Here is a 20,132-nt window from a genome sequence, read left to right on the forward strand (position 1 = left end):
TGTCAGTGCGTGCCTTGTTCTTCGCGCAAATGGGCCAGCAGCGGGCCGAAGCCCTTGGGGCCGAGCCAGAAATTGAGCAGGTGGCTCACGCCGTTGCTGGTGAGCGTGGCGCCTGCCAGGCCGTCCACCTGGTGCAGCGCCTGCGGGCTGGCCGGATCAACATTGCCTTTGACGATGCGAATGGCGGGCTGGCCCTCGCCGTCCATCACCTGCTTGCCGGGCCACAGCGCCTTCCAGCGCGGGTTGTCCACTTCGCCGCCCAGGCCGGGCGTTTCGGCATGCTGGTAAAAGCCCAGGCCCACCACGGTTTTGAAGTCGTTTTTCAGCGCGATAAAGCCGTGCAGCGTGGACCACAGGCCGTAGCCGCGCACGGGCAGGATGATGGTTTGCAGCGCGCCCGCGTCTTCCACCAGGTAAACGACCGAATAGCGCTCGCGGCGGCGGATGGAAGCGATGTCGTCGCTGGCCGCCAGCGGAGCCGACAGGGCCGGGTCTTGCGCGGCCTTGAGCGCGTCAAACGTGGCGGCGTCTTGCGCGTCGGAAAAGCGCCCGGCGTCCAGATCGACCAGGCGGGGCTGGATGCGCTCCTTGAAGATGCGCTGCACTTCGGCTGCGGGCGCGGCGGCATCGGCCAGATGGGCAATCGACAGGATGTTGCGCTGCTTGTCCAGCTCGCGGTTGATCACCTGTGCAGGTTTCAGCCCCACGGCCGCGCCCGCCACCACCACCGAGCACACCAGACACACCATGAGCGCCACCAGCAGCGTGCGGCGCGTGGATTCTTGCTTGACTTCAGACACGGCGTGCGGCCCTCCGCTTGATGTTGGCCTGCATCACGAAATAGTCGATGAGCGGCGCAAACAGGTTGCCAAACAGGATGGCGAGCATCATCCCTTCGGGGAAAGCGGGGTTGATGACGCGGATCATCACCACCATCACGCCAATCAGGATGCCGAAGGCCCATTTGCCCGCGTTCGTCATGGCGGCCGATACCGGATCGGTTGCCATGAACATCATGCCGAAGGCATAGCCGCCCAGCACCAGATGCCAGTACCAGGGCATGGCGAACATGGGGTTGGAGGCCGATCCGATCCAGTTGAACAGCGTGCTCAAGGCCACCATGCCCAGCATCACACCCGCCACGATGCGCCAGGCCGCAATGCGCATGACCAGCAGCGCGCCGCCGCCCAGCAAAATGGCCAGCGTGCTCGTCTCGCCCACCGAACCGGGCATGAAGCCGAGGAAAGCATCCATCCAGCTCAAACCATGCGCGGGCAGCGCCTGCACGCCGCCAGCGGCGGCCTGGCTCAGCGCCGTGGCGCCTGCGTAGCCATCCACCACATTCCACACCGCGTCGCCCGAGATGAAAGCCGGGTAGGCGAAGAACAAAAAGGCGCGCCCGGCCAGCGCCGGATTGATGAAGTTCTTGCCCGTGCCGCCAAACACTTCCTTGCCCAGCACCACGCCAAAGCTGATGCCCAGCGCCACCAGCCACAGCGGAATGGTGGGCGGCAGCGTGAGCGCAAACAGCACGGAAGTGACGAAAAAGCCCTCGTTCACCTCGTGCCTGCGGATGGTGGCGAACAGCACCTCCCAAAAGCCCCCCACCGCGAAGGTGACGGCGTAGATGGGCACGAACCACAGCGCCCCGCCCAGCAGGTTGTGCCAGACGCTTGAGGGATCGAACCCGGCCAGGTGGCGTAGCACTTCAAAACGCCAGCCCGTTTGCGCCGCCAGCAAATCAGGCTGCGCGGCAAAAGCCAGATTGGCCTGGTAGCCCACATTCCACATGCCAAAGAACATGGCGGGGAAAGTGCACAGCCACACCAGAATCATCATGCGCTTCAGGTCCAGGCAGTCGCGCACGTGCGCCGTGCTGCGCGTCACGCTGCCGGGGCGGTACAAAAAGGTGTCGGTCGCTTCATAAAGCGCAAACCACCGGTGCAGGCGGCCGCCTTCCTCGAAGTGCGGCGCCAGCCGGTCCAGCAAAGATCGCAAACCCATTTTTCTTCAGCCCTCCTTCTCGATGCGGGCCAGCACGTCCCGCAGGATGGGGCCGTATTCATATTTGCCTGCGCACACGTAAGTGCACAGGGCCAGGTCTTCTTCGTCCAGCTCCAGGCAGCCGAGCTTTTGCGCCATCTCGGTGTCTCCCACGATGAGATAGCGCAAAAGCTGCGTGGGCAGAATGTCCAGCGGCATCACCGCCTCATAGTTGCCGATGGGCACCATCGCGCGCGGGCTGCCTTGCGTGGACGTGGTCATGGGCAGCAAGCGCCGCCCCATGAAGCTCGACAGAAAAGCCCCCGTCACCGAATGCTTGTCCGCGCCCAGCCGCAGAAAGTGCAGCATCTCGCGCTCGCGCCCTTCGTGCAGGCAGCTCACCTGCACGTGATAGCGGCCCAGAAAGCCGTAAGGCCCCTGCGCCGTGCGCCCGCCCAGCACCGAGCCGGAAATCACGCGGTTTTCGCCTTCCGCCAGCTCGCCAGCCGTCAGCTCCTGCAAATTGGCTCCCAGCCGCGTGCGCAGCAGGCGCGGCTGTTTCACCACCGGCCCGCCCAGCGCCACCACGCGCTGCGTCCACAGCCGCCCCGTGGCAAACAGCTTGCCCGTGGCAATCACATCCTGATAGCCGATGTGCCACACGCTGCGCGCGGCATCCACCGGATGCAGAAAGTGAATGTGCGTGCCCGGCAGCCCCGCCGGATGCGGCCCCGCGAAAGTTTCAACGCGCACGCCCGGCACATCCCCGCCCGGCAAGGCCGCGCCTTCCGCCTTGCACAGCCACACGGGCGCCAGCCGCGAAAGCGCCAGCAGCCCGCGCCGGAAATCATCCGCATGCGCCTTGATGATGGGCGCCGGATCAGCCGCCAGCGGGTGCGTGTCCATCGCCGTCACGAAAATGGCCTGCGCCACCGCATCTGCCGCCGGCACCTTGCTGAAAGGCCGCGTGCGCAACGCCGCCCACTGGCCGGACTGCAAAAGGTTCTCGCGCACCTGCGCTGCGTCCAGCTGCGCCAGCGCTGCGTCGTCATGGCGCGCGAAAGACAGCGCTTCTTCCTGCTCTGGCGCGCCGTCCACGTCAATCACCACCGACTGCAACACGCGCCGCTCGCCCCGGTTGATCGCGCTGACCACGCCCGCAGCAGGCGCCGTCACGTGCACGCCGGGCCGCGTTTTGTCGGAAAACAGCGGCTGGCCCGTCTTCACCCGATCGCCCACCTGAACGGCCATCGAAGGCTTGAGGCCGTGATAGTCCGCGCCGATGACAGCCACGCTGCGCACGGCCTGCGCATCGCTGACTTGCGGCTGGGGGCTTCCCTCAATGGGGAGGTCCAGGCCGCGCTTGATCTTGACCATCTCGCTTGCCTTACATCATGGGATAAAAGGGTCGCATTCTACGAGACGTAACCGAGTGTGATGCCTGCGTGAGCAGCCGCAAAACCGCTGGCGGCGCGCCATGACGGGCATTGCACAATCGCCCCTTCACTCGTGGCGGAAGGCTGCCTGCCAGCATGCCTGCCACATCCACCCTGTGCAGCAAGAGCCTGTTTGCAATCTGGCCGCAAATGCAAACACGCTCCAAGAAGGAGGTTTTTGCGTGACTCCCATCTCCCGCCGCCTGGCGCTGGCGCAACTGGCCCTGGCCGCCCTGCTGGCCGCTTGCAGCCCGCAGGCCGACCAGCAGCCCGCCGCACTGCCGGAACCTTTTCGGGGTGTGAACCTGACCGGCAGCCCCAAATACGGCAAGGATTTCCGCCTGCCCGATGCCGATGGCAAGGAGCGCAGCCTGGCCGACTTCAAAGGCAAGGCCGTGCTGCTGTACTTTGGCTTCGTGCAGTGCCCCGACATCTGCCCCACGTCGCTGCTGCGCGCCGCCGAGGTCAAGAAGATGCTGGGCAAGGATGGCGAGCGCCTGCAAGTCATCTTCGTCACCGTCGATCCCGAGCGCGACACGCCCGAGGTGCTGCGCGCCTACATGAACGCATTCGACCCCAGCTTCATCGCCCTGCGCGGCAGCAGCGAGCAGCTGGCCAAGGTGGCCGAAGACTTCAAGGTCTACTACCGCAAAGTGCCCACCGGCAGCAGCTATACCATGGACCATACGGCCCACTCCTACGTATTCGATCCGCAGGGCCGCCTGCGGCTGGCGCTGCGCCACGAGCAAACGCCGCAGGACTACGCCCACGACATCAGCCTGCTGCTGAAAGCGCCGCACTGACGCGTCCAACCGTTTTTTTTGACCCCCAAGAGAAAGGAACCTCAGCCATGAAACGCCTTGCCTTGACCCTGGCCAGCCTCACGCTCTGCGCCGGCGCCTTCGCGCAGCAAGTCACCATCCACTCGCCCTGGGTGCGCGGCACCGTGCCCGAGCAAAAAGCCACCGGCCTGTTCATGAACATCGAAGCCGCGCAAGACGTGCGGCTGATCGGCGGCGCATCGCCCGTCGCAGGCGTGGTTGAAATCCACGAAATGAGCATGGACCAGGGCGTGATGAAGATGCGCCAGCTGGAAAACGGCCTGCCCATTGCCAAGGGCCAGCCCGTCGAACTCAAGCCCGGCGGCTATCACGTCATGCTGATGGAACTCAAGCAGCCCCTGAAAGGCGGCGACACCGTGCCCGTCACGCTCACGTTTGAAGACGCCGCCAGCAAAAAGCAATTCACCCAGCAAATCCAGGCCCCCGTGACCGAGCTGGGCCAGCAGCACGGCAGCGGCCACGACCATCACGACGGTCACGGCCACGAAGGCCACGCGGGCCACAAACACTGAGCCGCGCTCTCAAGCGCCCGTTCATGGACCCGTCCATGATCTGGCCATGAGACAGTGGACCGGGATGGGCTGCAAGGCACAGACAGTCCTTGTGGCCCGGCGAGGATTTGCAACGCCGCAAAGCGCCTGAAGGCGGCACGGCAAGCGGACGCGGCCTTTCACGGCAGCAGGCCATCCGCCAGCGCCGCCGCCAGGCTCCGCGCAGGAGTTTTTCGCTCCCCCGGCCTGTTCACGGCCTGCCCGCAAGGAGCCACGGCCAGACTGACGGAAGCCGCTGGCAGGCCGCTTGATTTCGCTCCTCTATCCATAGCATGATGTCCTAGTGCAATCTGCGCGAGACGGCATTTTTGCTACTCTGTATTTGCTCTTGTTTTCGATTCATTCAGCTGAAGGGGCAGCGGATCGGAAAGCGGAATGGGCTGCAAAGCGAAAGCCGCAGACGGGTTTGATGGCTCGCTTGCGGCCCGGCGAGGATGGGCTGCGCCGCTGACTGCCCGCTTTGCACTCACGAACAGGCTCTGAGCAAGCTCCAAGGCCGGGCCGGGCGTGGCAATTCGATACATTCGCCGCTTCTATGGAAATCTTCTTGCTGCTGACCGCCCTTGCCAAAGCGCTGATATTTGTGCTGGCGGCCATTCTTCCCATCATCAATCCGCTGGCCATGGCGCCCACTTTTCTGTCGCTGACAGAAGGCGCGAGCAAGGGCACGCGCTCCGTTTTGGCCAAGCGCATTGGCTTCAATTCTTTTTTGCTGCTCTCGGGCGCGATGCTGTTTGGCTCTTACGTGCTGGACTTTTTCGGCGTGTCGCTGGGCATCGTGCGGGTGGCGGGCGGCATGATCGTGGCCCGCACGGCCTGGCAGCTGCTCAACAGCCGCGTGCAGGAGAAAAGCCCGCGCAGCCAGCTGGCCGAAACCTACACCGCCGAGCAGGCGCGCAGCCAGGCTTTTTATCCCCTCACTTTTCCCATCTCCTGCGGCCCCGGCTCCATTGCGGCGGCCATCACCGTGGGCGCGGCGCTGTTCGATCCGAAGTGGAGCGTGCTGCTGGCGCGCATGACTGGCGCCGTGGCGGCCAATTTCCTGACGGGGCTGACGGTGTATCTGGTTTATCGCAACGCGCGGCGGCTGCTGGAGCCGCTGGGCGAGGCGGGCATGGTGGTGTTTTTGCGCCTGTCGGCCTTCATCCTGCTGTGCGTGGGCGTGCAGATTGTTTGGGACGGCTTCAGCGAGCTGGCGCGCCAGCTGGCCGCCGAGCTGATCTGAGAACCTGTCCAGAGCGCTTTTTGCAGAAAACTTCCAAATGAACACAACTTTCCGCCGCCTCTTTGCAATGACCCTGGCGCTGGCCGCCGCGCTGTGCGGCAGCGCCCGCGCGCAAGCGCCACTGCCGCCTGAAGTGGCCCACGCCTTGCACCGCGCCCAGGTGCCCGAGAGCGCGCTGGCGCTGCTGATCGAGCCGGTTTCCGCGCCGCAGGCCATGCCCGCCAGCGGCGAGGCCGCCACGCCCACGCCCGCGCACAACCCGCAGCGCCTGGCCTGGCAGGCCGACGAGCCGATGAACCCCGCCTCCGTCATGAAGATGGTGACCACCTACGCGGGGCTGGACATGCTGGGCCCCGCCCACTTCTGGCGCACGCGCGTATATGCGCAAGGCCCCGTCAGCGGCGGCGTGCTCAAAGGCAACCTGCTCATACAGGGCAGCGGCGACCCCAAGCTGGTGCACGAGCGCCTGCAAGAGCTTTTGCAGGCCGTGATGGACAAGGGCATTCTGGAAATCCGTGGCGACATCATTCTGGACAACGGCATCTTCGCCGTGCCCGCGCGCGACCCCGGCGCGTTTGACGACGAGCCTCTGCGCCCCTACAACGCCGCGCCCGACGGGCTGCTCGTCAATTTCAAATCCATCATCTACAAATTCACCCCGGCCGCCGGCGGCAAGCGCGCGGCCATCACCACCGAGCCGCCCATCAGCGGCGTGCGCATACCCGCCAGCATTGCCACGGCCAAGGGCGCCTGCGGCGACTGGCGCAGCAAGATACGCGCCAATTTCACCCATCCCGCGCAGGTGAGCTTCGCGGGCCGCTATCCGGCGCGCTGCGGCGAGCAAACCTGGGCCGTGGCCTATATCGACCCCGCCAGCTACGCCAGCCGCGTGATTGACGCCATGTGGCGCGGCATTGGCGGCAAGCTCACCGGCCAGGTGAAAAACCTGCCCAACCAGCCCACGCAAGGCGAGCTGGTGGCCACCGGCTACTCGCTGCCGCTGGCCTCCATCATTGCCGACATCAACAAGTTCTCCAACAACGTGATGGCGCAGCAGCTCTTTCTCACCCTCTCGGCCCATGACGGGCACAGGGGCAGCTTTGAAGCCTCGCGCGGGGCGCTGCGCCGCTGGTGGGCGGGCAACCGGTGGCTGGGCGCGCTGCCTGCGCCCATTGCCGAAAACGGCGCGGGCCTCTCGCGCCTGGCGCGCGTGACGCCGCGCGCGCTCGTCGCCCTCTTGCAGCAAGCCGCGCGCAGCCCCAATGCCGCCGCGTTTGAAAATTCCCTGAGCGTGGCGGGCGTGGACGGCACCACGCGCGACATGACCGCGCCCGAAGTGCTGGGCCGCGCCCACCTGAAAACCGGCACCTTGCGCGACGTGACCGCCATCGCCGGCTACGTGCAGGGCCAAAGCGGCCGCCGCTACGCCGTGGCCGCCATCATCAACCACCCCAACGCGCCTGCCGCCCGCCCTGCCCTGCGCCAGCTCGTGGCCTGGGCCGCGCGCGACTGATTTCGCCCGCCCGTCAATCCGCAATTGCAGCCCCGCGCCTGAAGTCACATCCAATGAACCCAAAAAACGACTGGCTCCAGGCGCTGCGCGCGCTGGCGGCACTGGCCGTGCTGTTTTTCCACATGGCGCCGCACTGGGCCCTCTCGCCGCACCTGGCCCCTGCTCAAGCGTGGATGCACTGGGGCTTTTCAGGCGTGGATGTCTTTTTCGTTCTCAGCGGCTTCGTCGTCTATCAGACAGCCGACAAGCCCAGCTACAGCGCCAGGCGCTTTTTGCTGCGGCGCGGGCTGCGCATCTACCTGGGCTACTGGCCCGTGCTGCTGCTGACGGCCGCCCTGGCCTGGGCCGCCAGCGCCTGGCCGCCGCTGGGCAAGGCCGTGCGCAGCGCCTTGCTGCTCAGCCCCAGCCTGTTTGACAACTGGGTGCCCACGGCCTGGTCGCTCACCTACGAGCTGTATTTCTATCTGTGGATTGCGCTGGTCTTTCTTTTCGCGCCCCGCTGGCGCGCGTCCGCCATGCTTGCGGCCTTCACGGCTCTGCTGCTATGGAACGCCGCCTGGTACTTCTGGCGCTACCCGACCGTGCAGGCGGGCCTGCAACCCGCGCGTTTCGCGCTGACGGGCCTGGGCCTTGAATTTCTCGCAGGCGCGCTGTGGGCGCACCTGCGCAAGCGCCACGCCTGCCTGCACGCGGCCGCCTACGCCAAATGGCTGGCGCTGGCAGGCGCGTGCTGCATCGTCTATGGCCTGGGCATGGGCAGCCAGTCGCCCATGTATGACCGCATTGAGTTCATGCGCGCGGCCACCTTCGGCGTGGCAGGTTTTGGCTTTTTGCTGGTGGCGCTGGCTTTTTCAGACTGGCAATGGCGCACCCCCCGCCCCCTGGTGGCGCTGGGCGACGCTTCTTACGCCCTGTACCTGCTGCATCCGCTGCTGCTGGACCAAAGCAGCCACCTGCGCGTGCGGCTGCCCGCTGGCAGCCTGCTGGCGCTGGACGCTTTTTTGCTGGCGCTGCCCGTGGCCATCAGCGCCATTTCCCTGCTGTGGTTCCGCTGGATTGAATGGCCTTTGTTCAACCGCGCCGCCGCCAGCGGCTGGGCGCGGCGGCTGACGGGCCATCCGGCGCGCTGAACCGGTTTTCAGTCTGTCCCATTCAAGCCTGGCTGGGCAGTTTCGCCTGCGCTGCGCGCAGCAGCCGCTCGATCTGGCCGGCCTGCGGCAGCACCGGCCCGTAAAAGAGCGTGGCGCTGGCCGTGCCGATGAGCAGGGTGGGAAAGTCCTGCACGTCCACATCGCCCAGCGCATCGGCTTCGTCTTCAATGTCGATCCAGCGAAAGGCCAGATCAGACCGCGCGCGGGCGGCGGCCTCGAAAGTGGCCTGCCACTGGCGGCAGGTGTCGCACCAGGCGGCGCACAGGCACAGCACGGCCAGCGGAGCGGGGCGTTCGGCAGGGCGTTCGGCGGCATGCGCGGCCAGCGTTTGCGCCAAAAGGGTTTGCAGCGATGCGTGGGATGTCATGTGAAGCGCCCGCAAGGGGCATGAAAAGCGGCCCGTTCATGGCCCGTTCCAAGAGAGCGAAGGGCGGATTTTCTACACTCGCCGCCCTATGACTGTGGTTCTGGGCATTGAATCTTCGTGCGACGAAACCGGCGTGGCGCTGGTGGAAATCGGGCCTGGCGGCGCGCCGCGCCTGCTGGGCGAGGCGCTGCACTCGCAAGTGGCCATGCACGCCGACTACGGCGGCGTGGTGCCCGAGCTGGCCAGCCGCGATCACATCCGCCGCGTCATTCCGCTGGCGCGGCAGGCGCTGGAGCAGGCGCAGCGCACGCTGGCAGACGTGGACTTCATCGCCTACACGCGCGGCCCCGGCCTGGCCGGCGCGCTGCTGGTGGGCGCGGGCGTGGCCTGCGCGCTGGCGGCCGCGCGCGACCTGCCGGTGCTGGGCGTGCATCACCTGGAGGGGCATTTGCTCTCGCCTTTTTTGAGCGATGACGCGCCGCGCTTTCCCTTCGTGGCCCTGCTGGTCAGCGGCGGGCACACGCAGCTGATGCGCGTGGACGGCGTGGGCCGCTACGCCCTGCTGGGCGAGACGATTGACGACGCAGCGGGCGAAGCCTTCGACAAATCCGCCAAGCTGCTGGGCCTGGGCTACCCCGGCGGCCCGGCGCTGGCGCGGCTGGCCGAGGCGGGCCGCGCCGATGCCTACGCGCTGCCGCGCCCGCTGCTGCACAGCGGCAATCTGGACTTTTCATTTGCGGGGCTGAAAACCGCCGTGCTCACGCAAGTTCGCAAGCTGCCCGCCGGGCCAGACGCGGCCACGCGCGCCGATCTGGCCGCCAGCACGCAAGCGGCCATTGTGGACGTGCTGGTGAAAAAGTCGCTGGCCGCGCTCAAGGCCACGGGGCTGAATCGCCTGGTGGTGGCTGGCGGCGTGAGCGCCAACCGCCTGCTGCGCCAGCAGATGGACGCCGCCTGCGCCGCCCGCCGCGCGCGCGTGCACTACCCCGAGCCGCGCTTGTGCACCGACAACGGCGCCATGATCGCCGCCGCCGCCGCCTTGCGCTGGCAGGCCGGGCTGGCGCGGCCCGAGCGGCGCTACGCCTTTGATGTGAAGCCCCGCTGGCCGCTGGAGCCAATCAGCCAGGGCGGCCCGGCATGCTGAACGCGCGCGAGTTCAGCCACCGCCTGCTGCAAGAAGTCATCACGCCCGCCAGCACCGTGATCGACGCCACGGCGGGCAACGGGCACGACACGCTGTTTCTGGCCCGGCTCGCGCCCGCAGGCCGCGTGTATGCCTTTGACATTCAGGCCGCCGCCATCGAGCAAACGCGCCAGCGCCTGGCCCGGCACGCGCTGGCCTGGCCCACCGAACCTGCTGCGCCCGTCACGCTCATTCACGACTCGCACGCGCGCCTGGACCGGCACCTGCCTGCTGACGAGGCCGTTTGCGCCGCCATCTTCAACCTGGGCTACCTGCCCGGCAGCGACAAAAGCGTGATCACGCAAGGCGAGAGCACCTGGCGCGCCGTCGAAAGCATTCAGGCCCGGCTGCGCCCGGGCGGGCGCATTGCCATCGTGGCCTACCACGGCCACGACGGCGGCGCGGACGAAATGGCGCTGCTGCAACGCCGCCTGGCCGCGCTGGATGCGCGGCAGTGGCAGGTGCTTCAGTACCAGTTCATCAACCAGCCCAACTGCCCGCCCGTGTGCTTTGGCATCAGCAAAAAAGCGCCGGAGCGCGGCTGAGAGCATGGCCCGGCGGCCCTGCTTATTCAAAAGAAGGAGCAAATTCAAGGGGCATTAAATGCCGGGCAGCGCAATATCCACTAGGACATCATGCTATGGATAAAGGAGCTAAATAGCGGGCAGAGCAATCGCCTTCCCGCCTGCTCATGGCTCAAACAGCGCCTGCGCCTTGCTCATCCCCATCCGCCTGGCCGGCATTCCCGGGCGGGGCGTGAACCGCCCCCTGCTGGTCTGAAGCGGACGGCGCGCCGCCCTCCGGCGCATCAGCAGCATCGGACGCTGAAGGCGAGCCGAAACTGGCCAGCGCCTGCCCCATGCGCACGCCCTGGCCGGGCAGCAGGCCCTCGGCAAAGCGCAGCTGCGCCTCGCGCGGCCACAGCAGGATGACCGTGGAGCCAAGCAAAAAGCGCCCCATCTCCGCGCCCTGCGCCAGCGTCAGCGCGCGCTCGTCGCGGTAGCGCCACTGGCGCGGGTAATAGGTGCGCGGCGGGTTCACCGTGCCGTGCCACACGGTGGCCATGCTGCCGACGATGGCGGCGCCCACCATCACCAGCGCCAGCGGGCCGCAGGCGGTGTCGAACACGCTGATCACGCGCTCATTGCGTGCAAACAGGCCCGGCACGGCTTCAGCCGTGGCGAAATTCACCGAATACAGATCGCCCGGCACGTAAATCATCTGCCGCAGCCGCCCCTCGCAAGGCATGTGGATGCGGTGGTAATCGCGCGGGCTGAGGTAGATGGTGGCGAAGTGCCCGCCATTGAACAGGCCCGCCAGCGCCTCGTCGCCGCCCAGCAAGGCCGTGGCGCTGTAGTGATGCCCCTTGGCCTGAATGAGCTGCCCCAGCTGTATGGGGCCAAGCTGGCTGATGACGCCATCTGCCGGGCACACCCAATCGGCCTGCGCCAGCGGGCGCGCGCCTTCGCGCAAGGCGCGGGCGAAAAAGTCATTGAACGTGGCGTAGCTGGCAATGTCCGGATTGGCCGCCTCGCTCATGTCCACCTTGTAGCGGGCGATAAAGCGGCGAATGAGAAAAGGCGCATGCGGCCCCGGCCTGCGGGCCAGCCAGCCCGCCAGTTGGGTGAGCAGGCGCTTGGGCAGCAGGTGCTGGGCGGTAACGGCTAGGTTCATGGCAGTGGCTGTCGGAAAAAAGCGGATTGTCCTTGCAGACGCCTTGCAAAAGGAGAAGGCAGCGGGCCAGCCATGACCCGCGCCGCTTCAAAACAGACCTTGGGCCATCAGCCCTTGAACCCGTTCACCGCCTAAGTGCGATGGGCGGCAGGCCGCAATGGGCTGCAAAACCTGTTCAAAGCCTGGCCGTAGAGGCGCGAAAAGCGCGAACAGGCTGCCGGCGGGTTTTCACTCGCGCAAGCTCTCCACCGCGCCGGAGACGGCAATTTTTCCCTGCGCCAGCAAGGCGCGGTGCTTGTCCAGGCGCCGCAAGTCGTAGTAGTAATTGACCATTAGCCCCCAGGACTGCTTCAGGCCCTTGGCCGACGGATCGCCCAGCCAGTTGATGCGCTCCACGCGCGCGCCGTTGCCCAGGTGAAAGCGCGCCACGGCGTCCAGCGGGCGCTTTTGCGCGTCCGTCTCGCGCCCCAGGTAGCGCGCAGCCGCCGCCAGCAGCCAGCGCGCCAGGGGCGACTTTTCATCCAGCGCCGCCACGCCATCGAGCGCCTTGAGCAGCGCCTCGGCCGTCACATCGCCCTTATCGCCCTTACTGGCCGCGCCCAGCTGCCGCGCCAGCGCCTGGCGCGAGCGCGAGCTGGCCGCTTGCAGCAGCTCGCCAGCATGAGCCTGCACCCAGCCGCGCAAGCCGGGGATGGGCGAGAGCGTGGCAAAGGTCTTGATCTGGCCGAATTCGGCGCGTAGCGCCTCCACCACGCGCTTGATGAGCGAATCGCCAAAGCTCACGCCTTTGAGGCCCTGCTGCGTGTTGCTGATGGAATAGAAGATGGCCGTATTGGCGCGGCTGAGATCGGCGTGCGCGGCGCTTTCATCCAGCAGCGGCGGGATGCTGGCGGCCATGTCTTGCAGCAGCGCCACCTCCACAAAAATGAGCGGCTCGCCCGGCAGGCGGGGGTGAAAAAAGCCGTAGCAGCGGCGGTCTTCGTCCAGGCGGTTTTTGGCGTCGGCCCAGCTGGTGATGTCGTGCACCGCCTCGTATTTGATAAGCTTTTCCACCAGCGCCGCAGGCGACTGCCAGCTGATGCGCTGCAAATCCAGAAACGCCACGTCAAACCAGGTGGAAAACAGCGCCTGAAGCTCGGCATCGAGCGCCAGCAGACGCTTGTCGCTCTTGAGGGCGGGCAGCAGCTCGGCGCGCATGTCCACCAGAAAACGCATGCCGTCAGGAAAAGCCGCAAAGCGCTGCAACAGCCGCGTGCGCGGCGAAACGAAAGCGCGGCGCAAACACACTTCGGCCTGGGCCTCGGCCGGCGTGCCCAGCGCGGCCTCATAGTCGCGCCGCGCCTCTTCCAGCATGCTCACGTCGGGGGCGAACTGCTCGCTCATCAGCAGCCAGCAATCGTGGCGCTGCTGCGCCGTGGCCCGCGCGTACCACTGCGCCACGCCAGCGGCCAGGCGCGCGCCTTCCACATCGCTAATCAGCGGATTGCCCACGGCCTGCAACTCGGCCAGCGTGCGGCGCAGCACGCGCGGCGACAGCGCCTCGCCCTGACGGCCCAAAAGCGAGCCCAAGCGCTCGCGCATGGTGCGGGCCGTAGCGCTTTCGGCAGCGGGAGACAAAGCCGGACCAGCCGTCTTTTTCATGGCAAACCTCCTGGTTTTTTGAACACAAGAGCGCCCAAGGCGCGCTCAAGGAAAACAGCTTCCGGACAAGATATATCCGTTTTCTTCTTCAGGCACAGGCGGAGTTTCCCTAGGTGCCCTTTTGCAATCTCCTGCACGGCAGGGCCAGAAACGCGCGATGAATGAACTGCCAGCGCCAATGCAAAGCGCCGTGGCGATGAATGCTGATGGCAGCTTCAGCGCTCAGTGTGCCCGCGCTGGATGAGCGGACGCTCTTGGGCTTGAGCGGCTTGCTGGGCGGCTTGGCGGCCAGCCGTCAGCGCAGGGAACGAGAAGCTCAAGCAAGGCTTTTTCGCTCCTTGATTGATAGCGATATGTCCTAGGAAATACAGCACGAACGCCGATTTCAATGACCTGTATTCGCTCCTCTTTTTAATATGAAAAGAACTTGCAAAGCTCCAGCGGCAAGCGCATAAAAAAGCCGGCGCAGCTTTCGGAAGCTGCGCCGGCTTTTTGAATAAAGAGATGCGAAAACGGAAACTGCTTGGCGCGGCTGGCGGGGATCGAACCCACGACCCTCGGCTTCGGAGGCCGATACTCTATCCACTGAGCTACAGCCGCAAGGGGGCGGATTATCCCCGATTCAGAAGCTGGCCTGGTAGCGCAGTTGCAGGAAGTTTTCGCCTGGATTGGGGCGTTTGATGCCAGCGTTGGAGACGTGCTGGATGCGCAGCACGAATGCGTGGCGGCGCTCTGCGTCCAGCCACAGGCCCGCGCCCGCGTGCGAGGCGAAGTTGTAGCGGGTGCTCATTTCGCGGCGGCGGTTGGCGTAGTGCCGGTCGGTGAGCGAAAAGCCGATGCCCAGGTCAAAAAACCAGCGCGAGGCGGCCGTTGGGCTGGTGCGCAAAGTGGGCGTGATGCCAAGGGTGGTGGCATGGGCGTAGCCTGCGGGGCCGCCGTCTTGGCGGCGCGCAGCCCAGTGGGCCAGCCAGGCGTCCCAGTAGCCCTGCCAGTGCCAGCCGCCCCATTGGCGCTGAAAGCCCTGCCAGGGCAGCAGCACGCCGATGGTCTGGCTGTGCGCGGCGTGCGGCGAAGCGCCAAGCTGCGCGTAAACGGCATAGGGCTGGCTGGCCGGGAGCGCGTCGGTTTGGGACGGCTGCACAGGTTCAGCCGTGGCGGACCAGGAGGCCAGCAGGCTGCAAATGGTGAGCGTGATGTGGCGTTTCATGAGCTTGCGGGTTTTGCGCATGGGAAAGGCGCAAGGCAGGGCAGTTTTGCAAGCCGCCCAGCGCTGCGTCAACCATAACGGGCGCAACTTGCGAGAGTTGGAGTGCATGGGGGCAAAACAGCCGCAGCTGCGTCAGGCCCAGCAGGGTGGCTTTGAGATGGATGGAGGCCAGCGCCACGTCCAGATCGGCAGGCAGGCGCTTTTGCGCCACGCACATTTGCAGCGCCGTGTGGATGTTTTGCTGCCACATGTCGAAGTAGCGGGTCATCACGGCGACGATGGCGGCGTTTTCTTCGGTGTGCTCGCACTTGAGGTGCAGCACGCTGCTGAATTTGCGGTAGGCCTCGTCGCGCTCCAGGCGCTCGAAGCAGTTGAGAAACGCCTGCCGCAAACTTTGCAGCATGTCGGCGGCATTGCGGATGTCGGCCTCCAGCTGGCTGCTGACCACATCGAAGATGCGGGCGAACAGCGCATCAAACAAATCTTCCTTGTTCTTGAAGTGCCAGTAGAGCGCGCCGCGCGTGACGCCGGCGGCCTGCGCGATTTCGTGCAGCGAGGCGCGCGCGACGCCGCGCTGATGGAAAACGTCCAGCGCAGCTTGCATGAGGCGTTCGCGCGTTTCTTGCGCCTGGGCTTTGGTTCTACGCATGGCTGACTGCAATACAAATCAGCGGGATTCTATACATGCGTGCATGGATGTATGTATTCAACGTAAATTGCAGGGTTTCCCCTTGAATTCCGGCGCAAACATTCATTCGTGTATGTATGATGCGCGGCTTCAGTATCTTTCTTCCGGCCGCGTCATGTGCATGGCGCGGCCCGTTTTTTCTCTTTCACGACATGCAGAAAGCAGGCAAGCAGATGAGCATCCGTCTTTCAAAACAACTGGGGCTGGCCGCGCTGGCGGTGGCCGCTGCCTTCACGCTGTCCGCGTGCAGCGAGAGCATCGCTGCGGAAGAAGGCGGGCAGCCCAAAAACGAACAAGCTGGCGGCCAGCCGAAAGAGCGTCCGGCCCCCGTCGTGGGCGTGGTGACGGTGCATGCCCGGCAGGTGGCCACGGCGGTGGATTTGCCGGGCCGCCTGGCCGCGCGGCGCGTGGCCGATGTGCGTCCGCAAGTGGGCGGCATCATCAAAAAGCGCCTGTTTGAAGAAGGCAGCCAGGTCAAGGCCGGGCAGGCGCTTTACCAGATTGACGATGCGGTGTATCTGGCCAATCTGGAAAGCGCCCGCGCGCAGCTGGCCACGGCGCAAGCCGCGCTGGCCAAGGCCGATGCGGATTTGACGCGCTACAAGCCGCTGGTGGCCGCCAGCGTGATCAGCCAGCAGGAATACGACGCGGCCGTGGCCACCAGGCAGTCCGCGCAGGCCAGCGTGAAGGCGGCCAATGCGGCCATCCGCTCGGCGCAAATCAATGTGAATTACTCGCGCATCACGGCGCCCATTTCGGGCTATATCGGCCAGTCTTACGTGTCAGAGGGCGCGCTGGTGACGGCGGGAGACGCAAACAAGCTGGCAACGATTCAGCAAACGCACCCCATGTATGTGAACGTCACGCAATCGGCCGCCGAGGTGATGAAGCTCAAGCAGGAAATTGCCGATGGCAAACGCAAGCTGGTCAATGGCGCGGTGGAGGTGAGCATCAAATTTGAAAACGGTCAGGAATACGCCCACAAGGGCCGCCTGCTGTTTGCCGACCCGACGGTGGACGAGGCCACGGGCCAGCTGACTTTGCGTGCCGAAGTGCCCAACCCCGACAACGTGCTGCTGCCCGGCCTTTACGTGCGCGTGGGACTGTCGCAGGGCGATATCGGCAATGCCTTTGTTGTGCCCCAGCAGGCCGTCACGCGCGGCAAGCAAGACACGCTGATGATCGTCAATGCCGAAGGCGGCATGGAGCCGCGCGTGGTCACCATCGCGGGCCAGCAAGGCGGCGACTGGATCGTGACGGACGGCCTCAAGGATGGCGACAAAGTCATCGTGGAAGGCATCATGCTGGCGGGCATGAGCGGCTCGCCCAAAGTGCAAACGCGCGAGTGGACGCCTGGCGGCGGCGCGGCGCAGCCAGGCGCGGCAGCGGGCGCAGCGCCCGCGCAGCAAGAACAACAACAGCCGCAACAACAGGGCCGCTAAGCCGGCGCGTCAGGCAAAGGAGCATTCATGGCCCGTTTCTTCATTGATCGCCCCATCTTCGCGTGGGTGATCTCCATCTTCATCATCATCGCTGGCGTCATCGGCATCCGCAATCTGCCGGTTTCGCAATACCCGTCGGTGGCCGCGCCCACCATCCGGCTATCAGCCACTTATCCGGGCGCTTCCGCGCAAGTGCTGGAAGACAGCGTGCTGGCCGTCATCGAGCGCAACATGAACGGCATCGAGGGGCTGGACTACATGAGCACCAGCGCTTCAGCCAATGGCGTGGGCGAAGTCAGCCTGACCTTCACGCCCGAAACCGACGAAGACCTGGCACAGGTGAACGTGCAGAACAAGCTCTCGGAAGTCACGGCGCTGCTGCCTGCCACGGTGCAGCAAAACGGCATCACGGTGTCCAAATCGCGCTCCAACTTCCTGATGGTGCTCATGTTCGACTCCAAGGTGATGGAAACCGAGGACATCGCCGACTACGTGGAGCGCAACGTCCGCCCTGAAATCCAGCGCGTGAGCGGCGTGGGCGAGGCGCGGCTGTTCGGCGCGCAGCGCGCCATGCGCGTGTGGGTCGATCCGAAAAAGCTGAAGAACTACAACCTCTCTTTCCTGGACGTGTCTTCGGCCATTTCGGCGCAGAACGCGCAGATTTCCGCCGGCTCCATCGGCTCCCTGCCTGCCGAGGCCGGGCAAACCATCACGGCCACCGTCACGGCGCAAGGGCAGCTGAGCACGCCGCAAGAGTTCGGCAACATCATCTTGCGCGCCACCACGGGCGGCGCCAATGTCTATCTGAAAGACGTGGCCCGCGTGGAGCTGGGCAGCCAAAGCTATGACAGGTCCACGCGCCTGAACGGCAAGCAGGCCGTGGGCATGGCCGTCATGCTCTCCAACAGCGGCAACGCCATCGCCACGGCCACGGCTGTCAAAGCCAAGATGGAGCAGCTGCAGAAATTTTTCCCGCAAGACCTGTCCTGGTCTGCGCCTTACGACACCTCCACATTCGTCGGCCTGTCCATTGAAGCGGTGGTGCACACGCTGCTTGAAGCCGTCGTGCTGGTGTTTCTGGTGATGTTTCTGTTTTTGCAAAACATCCGCTACACGCTCATTCCCACCATCGTGGTGCCCATCTCGCTGCTGGGCGCATTTGCGGGCATCTGGTATCTGGGCATGTCCATCAATGTGCTGACCATGTTCGCCATGGTGCTGGTCATCGGCATCGTGGTGGACGACGCCATCGTGGTGGTGGAAAACGTCGAGCGCATCATGAGCGAAGAAGGCCTGCCGCCGCTGCAAGCCACCAAGAAAGCCATGGGCCAGATTTCCGGCGCGGTGATCGGCATCACGGCGGTGCTCATTTCCGTGTTCGTGCCGCTGGCCATGTTCAGCGGGGCCACGGGCAACATCTACCGGCAGTTCGCGCTGACCATGGCGCTGGCCATTGCCTTCTCGGCCTTTTTGGCCTTGTCGCTCACGCCCGCGCTGTGCGGCACGCTGCTCAAGCCCGTGCCCAAAGGCCATCACATGGAAAAAAGCGGCTTTTTCGGCTGGTTCAACCGGGGCTTCAGCGCCACCACGCATGGCTATGAAGGCATCGTGGCCCGCTTGCTGCGCCGCTCTTTGAGCCTGATGGTGGTTTATCTGGCGCTGGCCGCTGGCGCGGTGTGGGTGTACATGCGCCTGCCCACGTCCTTTCTGCCCAATGAAGACCAGGGCACGCTGATGGTGAGCATGCAGCTGCCCGCTGGCGCAACCAAGGCCCGCACCGACGCCACGCTGGCCACGGTCACACAGATTGCCACGTCCATGCCCGAAGTGGACAGCATGATTGGCGTTTCCGGCTTCAGCTTCACCGGCTCCGGCCAGAACATGGCCATGGGCTTTGTCATGCTCAAAGACTGGAGCCAGCGCAAGGCGCCGGGCAGCGACGCCGCCTCGGTGGCCGACAAGATCACCGGCGCCATGATGGGCATGGTGAAAGACGGCTTTGCCTTTGCCGTCAGTCCGCCTGCCATCATGGAGCTGGGCACCAGCTCGGGCTTCACGTTCTTCCTGCAAGACCGCAACAACAACGGCCATGCCGCCTTGCTGGCCGCGCGCAACAAGCTGCTGGGCCAAATGCGCTCCAGCAAAATGTTCAACGCGCAAAACACCCGCACTGGCGGCCTGGAAGACGCGCCCCAGCTCAAGATTGACATCAACCGCGCCGCTGCCGCTGCGCAAGGCATTGACTTTTCCAGCATCCGCTCCGTGCTGGCGATGGCGCTGGGCTCGTCCTACATCAATGACTTTCCCAACAACGGCCGCCTGCAACGCGTGATCGTGCAAGCCGATGCCTCTTCGCGCATGCAGCCCGAAGATGTTCTGGCGCTGACGGTGCCCAACTCCTCGGGCCAGGCCGTGCCGCTGTCTACCGTGGCCTCGGTTTCATGGGAAGAAGGCATGCAGCAAAGCCAGCGCTTCAACGGCTACCCGGCCATGCAAATCGCAGGCGCGGCCGCCAGCGGCTACTCCTCGGGCGAGGCCATGGCCGAAGTGCAACGCATGGTCGATGAAATGGGCGGCGGCTACAGCCTGGAATGGGCGGAGCAGTCGCGCGAAGAAGTCAAGGGCAGCGCGCAAACCGTCATCCTCTACGCCTTCGCCATCCTGGCCGTGTTTCTGGCGCTGGCGGCGCTGTATGAAAGCTGGTCGATTCCGCTGGCCGTCATTCTGGTGGTGCCGCTGGGCTTTCTGGGCGTGGTGCTGGGCACAACGGGCCGCAACTGGTTCAACGCCGTGCCCACTTACCTCAATGACATCTACTTTCAGGTCGGCCTGATCACCGTGATCGGCCTGTCCGCCAAGAACGCCATCCTGATCATCGAATTTGCCAAAGACGTGCAAGAGCAAGGCAAAACCGCGCTGCAAGCCGCGCTGCAAGCCGCGCACCTGCGTTTCCGCCCCATTCTGATGACCTCGTTCGCCTTCATTCTGGGCGTGGTGCCGCTGTATCTGGCCTCGGGCGCCAGCTCGGCCAGCCAGCGCGCCATCGGCACCTCGGTGCTGTGGGGCATGCTGATTGGCACGCTGCTGTCGGTGTTCTTCGTGCCCATGTTCTACGTGCTGGTGCGCAAATTCTTCAAGGGCGGCAAAAAGGCGGCCGCGCCTGAAGCCGCGCTGGCCGCGTCTGCAGAATCCGGGCCGCAACACGGATGACCCCGCCTCAAGAGGATCC

The 20,132-nt window shown here is 65.3% G+C and carries 18 protein-coding genes and 1 tRNA gene; 10 read left to right on the top strand and 9 right to left on the bottom strand.

Going from position 1 to position 20,132, the window contains the following annotated elements; genetic code table 11:
* Positions 1 to 2: 2 nt before the first annotated feature.
* Genes QB898_RS05450 through QB898_RS05460 form a run of 3 tightly spaced genes read right to left on the bottom strand, consistent with a single transcriptional unit; the run spans position 3 to position 3,360 of the window.
* Positions 3 to 800: a Na(+)-translocating NADH-quinone reductase subunit C gene (locus QB898_RS05450; RefSeq protein ID WP_102283267.1), complete on the bottom strand. Its 798-nt coding sequence runs from the start codon at positions 798 to 800 to the stop codon at positions 3 to 5.
* Positions 793 to 2,004, bottom strand: coding sequence for an NADH:ubiquinone reductase (Na(+)-transporting) subunit B (locus QB898_RS05455; RefSeq protein ID WP_050715536.1), 1,212 nt, complete (start codon positions 2,002 to 2,004; stop codon positions 793 to 795). Before QB898_RS05455 ends, QB898_RS05450 begins: the two co-directional genes overlap by 8 nt.
* A gap of 6 nt (positions 2,005 to 2,010) precedes the next feature.
* Entirely contained in the window at positions 2,011 to 3,360 is a 1,350-nt protein-coding gene (locus tag QB898_RS05460) for a Na(+)-translocating NADH-quinone reductase subunit A (protein ID WP_279524118.1), read from the bottom strand.
* 241 nt (positions 3,361 to 3,601) lie between these two features.
* Between QB898_RS05460 and QB898_RS05465 the strand changes: the two genes are divergently transcribed.
* The 5 genes from QB898_RS05465 to QB898_RS05485 all read left to right on the top strand — a co-directional run bounded on the left by QB898_RS05465 (position 3,602) and on the right by QB898_RS05485 (position 8,680).
* Positions 3,602 to 4,222, top strand: a complete 621-nt coding sequence (locus QB898_RS05465; protein WP_279524119.1) for an SCO family protein — start codon at positions 3,602 to 3,604, stop codon at positions 4,220 to 4,222.
* Positions 4,223 to 4,269: 47 nt separating this feature from the next.
* On the top strand, positions 4,270 to 4,773 hold the full coding sequence (locus tag QB898_RS05470; RefSeq protein WP_279524120.1) for a copper chaperone PCu(A)C: 504 nt from the start codon (positions 4,270 to 4,272) through the stop codon (positions 4,771 to 4,773).
* Positions 4,774 to 5,347: 574 nt separating this feature from the next.
* Positions 5,348 to 6,037, top strand: a complete 690-nt coding sequence (locus QB898_RS05475) for a MarC family protein (RefSeq protein WP_279524121.1) — start codon at positions 5,348 to 5,350, stop codon at positions 6,035 to 6,037.
* A gap of 37 nt (positions 6,038 to 6,074) precedes the next feature.
* Positions 6,075 to 7,550: a D-alanyl-D-alanine carboxypeptidase/D-alanyl-D-alanine endopeptidase gene (dacB, locus tag QB898_RS05480; RefSeq protein ID WP_279524122.1), complete on the top strand. Its 1,476-nt coding sequence runs from the start codon at positions 6,075 to 6,077 to the stop codon at positions 7,548 to 7,550.
* Between the two features lie 53 nt (positions 7,551 to 7,603).
* Positions 7,604 to 8,680, top strand: coding sequence for an acyltransferase family protein (locus QB898_RS05485; RefSeq protein ID WP_279524123.1), 1,077 nt, complete (start codon positions 7,604 to 7,606; stop codon positions 8,678 to 8,680).
* A 22-nt stretch (positions 8,681 to 8,702) separates the two neighbouring features.
* Here QB898_RS05485 and QB898_RS05490 read toward each other — a convergent pair whose 3' ends face one another.
* The gene (locus tag QB898_RS05490) at positions 8,703 to 9,068 is read right to left on the bottom strand and encodes a thioredoxin family protein (RefSeq protein WP_279524124.1); all 366 of its coding nucleotides are present in this window, start codon (positions 9,066 to 9,068) and stop codon (positions 8,703 to 8,705) included.
* Between the two features lie 88 nt (positions 9,069 to 9,156).
* Here QB898_RS05490 and tsaD point away from each other — a divergent pair, with 88 nt between their 5' ends.
* Together tsaD and mnmM are read left to right on the top strand one after the other, a co-directional pair.
* Complete coding sequence (tsaD, locus tag QB898_RS05495) at positions 9,157 to 10,212, top strand: tRNA (adenosine(37)-N6)-threonylcarbamoyltransferase complex transferase subunit TsaD (RefSeq protein WP_279524125.1); 1,056 nt, start codon at positions 9,157 to 9,159, stop codon at positions 10,210 to 10,212.
* Positions 10,206 to 10,796, top strand: a complete 591-nt coding sequence (mnmM, locus tag QB898_RS05500) for a tRNA 5-(aminomethyl)-2-thiouridylate-methyltransferase MnmM (RefSeq protein WP_279524126.1) — start codon at positions 10,206 to 10,208, stop codon at positions 10,794 to 10,796. The genes tsaD and mnmM overlap by 7 nt, the downstream gene beginning before the upstream one ends.
* Positions 10,797 to 10,947: 151 nt before the next feature.
* Here the strand turns inward: mnmM and asd are convergent, their stop codons facing one another.
* Complete coding sequence (gene asd, locus QB898_RS05505) at positions 10,948 to 11,925, bottom strand: archaetidylserine decarboxylase (RefSeq protein ID WP_279524127.1); 978 nt, start codon at positions 11,923 to 11,925, stop codon at positions 10,948 to 10,950.
* A 228-nt stretch (positions 11,926 to 12,153) separates the two neighbouring features.
* Positions 12,154 to 13,566, bottom strand: coding sequence for a malonyl-CoA decarboxylase (locus QB898_RS05510; RefSeq protein WP_279524128.1), 1,413 nt, complete (start codon positions 13,564 to 13,566; stop codon positions 12,154 to 12,156).
* Positions 13,567 to 13,772: 206 nt separating this feature from the next.
* Here QB898_RS05510 and QB898_RS13415 point away from each other — a divergent pair, with 206 nt between their 5' ends.
* Positions 13,773 to 13,928 (top strand): IPTL-CTERM sorting domain-containing protein, encoded by a 156-nt coding sequence (locus tag QB898_RS13415; protein WP_428982739.1) that lies wholly within the window; start codon positions 13,773 to 13,775, stop codon positions 13,926 to 13,928.
* 162 nt (positions 13,929 to 14,090) lie between these two features.
* On the opposite strand, the gene QB898_RS05515 is transcribed toward QB898_RS13415, so the two are convergent.
* The 3 genes from QB898_RS05515 to QB898_RS05525 all read right to left on the bottom strand — a co-directional run bounded on the left by QB898_RS05515 (position 14,091) and on the right by QB898_RS05525 (position 15,422).
* Positions 14,091 to 14,166, bottom strand: a tRNA-Arg gene (locus tag QB898_RS05515).
* A 22-nt stretch (positions 14,167 to 14,188) separates the two neighbouring features.
* Positions 14,189 to 14,773, bottom strand: coding sequence for an acyloxyacyl hydrolase (locus QB898_RS05520; protein ID WP_279524129.1), 585 nt, complete (start codon positions 14,771 to 14,773; stop codon positions 14,189 to 14,191).
* Complete coding sequence (locus QB898_RS05525; protein ID WP_279524130.1) at positions 14,712 to 15,422, bottom strand: TetR family transcriptional regulator; 711 nt, start codon at positions 15,420 to 15,422, stop codon at positions 14,712 to 14,714. Before QB898_RS05525 ends, QB898_RS05520 begins: the two co-directional genes overlap by 62 nt.
* A gap of 212 nt (positions 15,423 to 15,634) precedes the next feature.
* Here QB898_RS05525 and QB898_RS05530 point away from each other — a divergent pair, with 212 nt between their 5' ends.
* The gene (locus tag QB898_RS05530; protein WP_279524131.1) at positions 15,635 to 16,903 is read left to right on the top strand and encodes an efflux RND transporter periplasmic adaptor subunit; all 1,269 of its coding nucleotides are present in this window, start codon (positions 15,635 to 15,637) and stop codon (positions 16,901 to 16,903) included.
* 27 nt (positions 16,904 to 16,930) lie between these two features.
* On the top strand, positions 16,931 to 20,113 hold the full coding sequence (locus tag QB898_RS05535; RefSeq protein ID WP_279524132.1) for an efflux RND transporter permease subunit: 3,183 nt from the start codon (positions 16,931 to 16,933) through the stop codon (positions 20,111 to 20,113).
* The last annotated feature ends 19 nt before the right edge of the window (positions 20,114 to 20,132 follow it).

It is taken from the genome of Ottowia cancrivicina, from assembly GCF_029813755.1.
GTDB lineage: Bacteria > Pseudomonadota > Gammaproteobacteria > Burkholderiales > Burkholderiaceae_C > Ottowia > Ottowia massiliensis.